Here is a 4363-nt window from a genome sequence, read left to right as displayed (position 1 = left end):
CTCCCCCGCAGGCTCCAGGTCCAGCTCGAGCGTCGTGTAGATGGCGCCGAGGAACAGCCAGTTGCCGTCCCTCCGGCTGACGAGGTTGGTGTGCTTGCCCTGCCAGCCGAGCCCGGCCGCTTCGGCGAGCGGCTTTTCCATAACCGGCGCGGTATCGACGAACACCTTCAATTCGCAGCCCGCTTCCTCGACCAGCCAGCGGGCCAGCGCCTTCAGCGCCTTCTTGACGACGTCGTGATAATCGGCGCCCTGGGCGTAGACCGAGATGCGGCCGACATCCCCCTCCCCCGCCAGCGCCATCGGATCGGTTGACGGCGCATAGCTCATACCCAGCGAGATAACGCTCCTCACGTCCGGCCACAGCCCCGCGGGCGAGGCGCGGCGGGCCGCAGTCTCCTCCATCCAGATCATATCGCCATGCGCCCCCGAGGCCAGCCATTCCGCCAGCCGCTCCGCCGTCTTGGGCGCCGCATCCGCACGCGCCACGCCGACCGCGGAGAAGCCCAGCTCCTTCGCCTTTTCTTCCAGCCTGTCGCGCAGCTTTGGCTTGCCTTGCATGTCGCACTCGTTACCACGTTGACCGCAAAGGGGATATTGCGCGCGTGGGGAACGGCTTAGCTATTGAGGCGAAGCGCCTGTTCAAGGCCTTCGACGGGAAGACGGCCGTGGACGGCGTCGACATCGCGGTTCCGGAAGGGACGATCTACGGCATTCTCGGTCCGAACGGCGCCGGCAAGACGACGACCCTGCGCATGCTGCTCGGGATCATCGATCCCGACGAGGGCGAGCGGACCCTGCTCGGACGCTCCCGCCCTCTCGAAGCGGCCACCCTGGTCGGCTATTTGCCCGAAGAGCGGGGTCTCTACCCTGCGATGACGGCAAAGGAGGCGATCGCCTTCATGGGCGCGCTCCGCGGCCTCCCGCTCGACACCGGCCGAGTGCGCGCCGAGCGGCTGCTCGCAGATAACGGCCTCGGGGACTATGTGAACAAGCCCATCAAGAGCTTGTCCAAGGGCATGGCTCAGACGGTGCAGCTGTTCGGCACGATCGTCCACCGCCCGAAGCTGATCGTGCTCGACGAGCCCTTTTCCGGCCTCGACGCCATCAACCAGGGCCGGCTCGAGCATCTCATCCGCGAGGAAGCGGCGGGCGGAGCGACGATCATCTTCTCCACCCATGTCATCGCCCATGCCGAGCGGCTGTGCGAGCGGATCGCGATCATCGCCGGCGGAAAGATCCGCTTCGAAGGAAGCGTCGCCTCCGCCCGTGACCGGCTGAATCCGCATGCGCGGCTCCGCACCCGCGCCGCCGACGGCGCCTGGCGGAGCGCGCTTCCCGCCGGAGCCACCCAGGAGGACGGCGTCTGGCATTTCGAGCTCCCTTCCGCCGGAATCGAGCCGCTGCTGAAGGCATTGATCGAAGGCGGGGCGGGGATCGAGGAATTGTCGATCGAACGGCCCGGGCTGCACGACGCCTTCGTCGCAATCGCCGGACCGGCGGCCGCGCGCGAGCTCGAGCAAAGCGCCGTGGCGGAGGCTGCGTGATGGGCTTCCTTCAATCCGCCTACGTGATCGGCCGCCGCGACTTCGTTGCAACCGTATGGTCGCGCACCTTCCTCTTCTTCCTGATCGGCCCGCTTTTCATCCTCGGCATCTCACTGTTGTTCGGTGCCAGCAGCAGCAAGATGGCGCGGCAGGACCTGCGCTCCAGCGTTGCGATCGTCGCGCCGCTCGGCGAGTTTACGGAGATTAACCGGGCTCGAAGCGCGCTCAATCCTGCCTTCGGTGAGAACGGACTTCCCGAGCTCCTCCATGCCGAGCCCGACTATTCGATCGATCCCCAGGTGAAGGACCTCCTCGCCGCCACCGATAAGCGCATCCTCGCGGTGCTGACCGGCGGCGTCGAGCGTCCGAAGCTCACCGGCGACATCCGCCAGGACGGCAGCGTCCGAAGGCAGATGCAGCTGATCCTCGACGAGGTCCGCTCTCGACGAGCCCTGGAGAGGGAGGGCGTCAGCCTCCCGCCGACGAAAATCCAGGTCGTGAAGGTCGCGGAATCCGCAGGCTCGCTCGCAGCGATGCGTGCCCTGACCGCCCGCATGGGCCAATTGCTCCTGTTCATGACGACCGTGCTGCTCTCCACCATGCTGCTTTCGAACCTGGTTGAGGAGAAATCGAACAAGGTGATCGAGGTGCTGGCGGCCGCGGTTCCGGTTGATGCGATCTTCATCGGCAAGCTGTTCTCGATGCTTGCCGTATCGCTGGTCGGGATCGGCGTGTGGACCGCGGCTGCCGTGGCCGGCTTCACCTTCTGGCCCATGGGCGGGGACGGGCTCCCCACGCCCGCCGTCGGCTGGCCGCTGTTCGTGATCCTGGTGCTCATTTATTACAGCATGAATTACCTGCTGCTCGGCGCCGCCTTCCTCGGCATCGGCTCGCAGGCCGCCTCAATCCGGGAAGTGCAGACGCTCTCCATGCCGGTGACGATAGGCCAGGTTCTGATCTTCTTCTTCGCTTCGATGGCCGTGGGGCCGTTCGACAGCCTGATCGGGATCGCTGCCGCCATGTTCCCATTCAGCTCGCCGCTGACCATGATCGCGCGCGCGGCGCAGACGCCCACCCTGTGGCACCACTTGGTGGCGATCGCCTGGCAGGCGCTTTGGGTGTGGCTGACGGTGAAGCTCACCGCCGGCCTCTTCCGCCACAACGTCATGAAGTCCGGCGGCGGCGGCACCACCAGTCCCACGCGCCGCGGCTTGGGCGGCATGCTCCGCGGGAGCTGAGGTCTAACGGCCCACCGGCCGCGGCTTGCCACCTTGCGCCGTGGCGCGCATACAAATTTCATGTTCGACTGGATCGTCCAGGTGATCGAGAGCGGGGGCTATTCGGGGATCGCCCTGCTGATGCTGCTCGCGATCCTGTTCCCGCCGCTCCCGTCAGAGTTGATCATGCCGATGGCCGGGTTCGATGCCGCCAGGGGTGAATTCGATCCGTTCGGCGTCATCGCTGCAGGAACTATTGGAACGGTCGTCGGGACAATCTTCTGGTATTCGATCGGTCGCCTTTTGGGCCTCGATCGGCTCAAGGCATGGAGCGACCGGCACGGGCGCTGGCTCACACTTCATTCGAGCGACTTCGACGCTGCCGCGCGCTGGTTCGACGACAACGGCGCGAAGGCAGTGCTGCTCGGCCGGATCCTGCCGGCCATCCGCACCCTCGTCTCGATCGCCGCCGGCATCTTCGCGATGGGCTTCGGACGATTCCTGCTCTTCTCGACCCTCGGCTCGATCCTGTGGAACGCAGCACTCACCGGAGCGGGCTACATGCTCGAAAGCCGCTATGCGGTGGTCGGCGCTTATCTGAACCCCGCAACCAACGCGATTTTTGCTGTCATTGCGGGCTATTACTTCTACCGCCTCGCCACCTGGCGCCCGGCCTGAAGCAAGGAGGGAGACGCTTTCCTCGAGCCGCCCCGTCAGTGGACGAAGCGCGCCACCACGTCTCGATACGAGCGGCTGACCTTCACGGTGCCGCCTGATTCCAGCACCAGGAAGCATTCGCCGTTGGTGTGCGGCTTCACCTGGCGGACGAGATCGAGGTTGACGATGCAGGAGCGGTGCACGCGCTGGAAGCGGCGCGGGTCGAGGCGTTTTTCAAGGTCCTTCATCGTTTCGCGGAGGATGAGCGTATTATCGCCCGTATAGATGCACATATAGTCGCCGGCCGCGTCGATCTTCTCGATCGAATCCACGTCGACGCGAAAGATCTGGCCACGATCCTTGATGTTGATGAGCTTCTCGTAGCGGTTGGAGGAATGGGCATCCTCGACACCCTCGACATCAACCGCTTCGGGCGCGACTTCGGCCAGCACTTCCTTTAGCCGGCCGACTTCCTCGGCCCCGCGCTTCTCGGCCAGCCGCTCGCGCACGCGGTCCAAGGTGTCTGCGAGGCGATCCTCCTCGACGGGCTTCATCAGATAATCGACGGCTTTGGCCTCGAACGCGCGGAGGGCGTGGTCGCCAAAGGCGGTGACGAACACGAAGAGCGGCGGCTCCACTTCCATCAGGCCCTGGATCACCGAGAACCCGTCGAAACCTGGCATCTGGATGTCGAGGAAGGCGAGATCCGGCTTGTGAGTCTTGATCGACCGTATCGCCTCGCGCCCGTTCGAGCAGGTGTCGATGATCTCGACATCCTCATGTTTCTCCAGGCGCAGACGCAGACCCTGGATCGCCAGCGGCTCGTCGTCGACCAGGATGGTGCGAATGGTCATTTCGGCTCCTCGGATACTTGAACCTGGTGGGGGATCTCGATCGTAACGCTAAAGCCCCCGCGGATGTTCGTTTGAGTCTCAAAACGATGGT

Annotated in this window: 5 protein-coding genes; 3 read left to right on the top strand and 2 right to left on the bottom strand. The window is 65.0% G+C overall.

The window, feature by feature from the left end; translation table 11 throughout:
- On the bottom strand, positions 1–558 hold a 558-nt coding region (gene queG, locus VF662_RS00275; RefSeq protein ID WP_464136307.1), incomplete at its 3' end, for a tRNA epoxyqueuosine(34) reductase QueG.
- 44 nt (positions 559–602) lie between these two features.
- On the opposite strand from queG, the gene VF662_RS00270 reads away from it, so the two are divergent.
- From VF662_RS00270 to VF662_RS00260, 3 genes are read left to right on the top strand one after another with little or no spacing between them, the layout of a single operon-like run.
- Complete coding sequence (locus VF662_RS00270; protein WP_464136305.1) at positions 603–1544, top strand: ABC transporter ATP-binding protein; 942 nt, start codon at positions 603–605, stop codon at positions 1542–1544.
- Entirely contained in the window at positions 1544–2782 is a 1239-nt protein-coding gene (locus VF662_RS00265; RefSeq protein WP_464136309.1) for an ABC transporter permease, read from the top strand. The genes VF662_RS00270 and VF662_RS00265 overlap by 1 nt, the downstream gene beginning before the upstream one ends.
- Before the next feature lie 60 nt (positions 2783–2842).
- Positions 2843–3439, top strand: coding sequence for a DedA family protein (locus tag VF662_RS00260; protein WP_464136302.1), 597 nt, complete (start codon positions 2843–2845; stop codon positions 3437–3439).
- Positions 3440–3474: 35 nt separating this feature from the next.
- Here the strand turns inward: VF662_RS00260 and VF662_RS00255 are convergent, their stop codons facing one another.
- Positions 3475–4272, bottom strand: a complete 798-nt coding sequence (locus VF662_RS00255) for a LytR/AlgR family response regulator transcription factor (RefSeq protein WP_464136300.1) — start codon at positions 4270–4272, stop codon at positions 3475–3477.
- Positions 4273–4363: the final 91 nt, after the last annotated feature.

This window comes from Allosphingosinicella sp., assembly GCF_036387215.1.
Classification (GTDB): domain Bacteria; phylum Pseudomonadota; class Alphaproteobacteria; order Sphingomonadales; family Sphingomonadaceae; genus Allosphingosinicella.
The sequence above is the reverse complement of the archived record's forward strand: the minus strand, read 5'-3'. Positions and strand labels throughout refer to the sequence as shown.

Excerpts from the sequence above, each read along its gene's own strand:
- VF662_RS00265 (WP_464136309.1), top strand. The coding sequence starts at position 1,544 with ATGGGCTTCCTTCAATCCGCCTACGTGATCGGCCGCCGCGACTTCGTT.
- VF662_RS00260 (WP_464136302.1), top strand. The coding sequence starts at position 2,843 with ATGTTCGACTGGATCGTCCAGGTGATCGAGAGCGGGGGCTATTCGGGG.
- VF662_RS00255 (WP_464136300.1), bottom strand. The coding sequence starts at position 4,272 with ATGACCATTCGCACCATCCTGGTCGACGACGAGCCGCTGGCGATCCAG.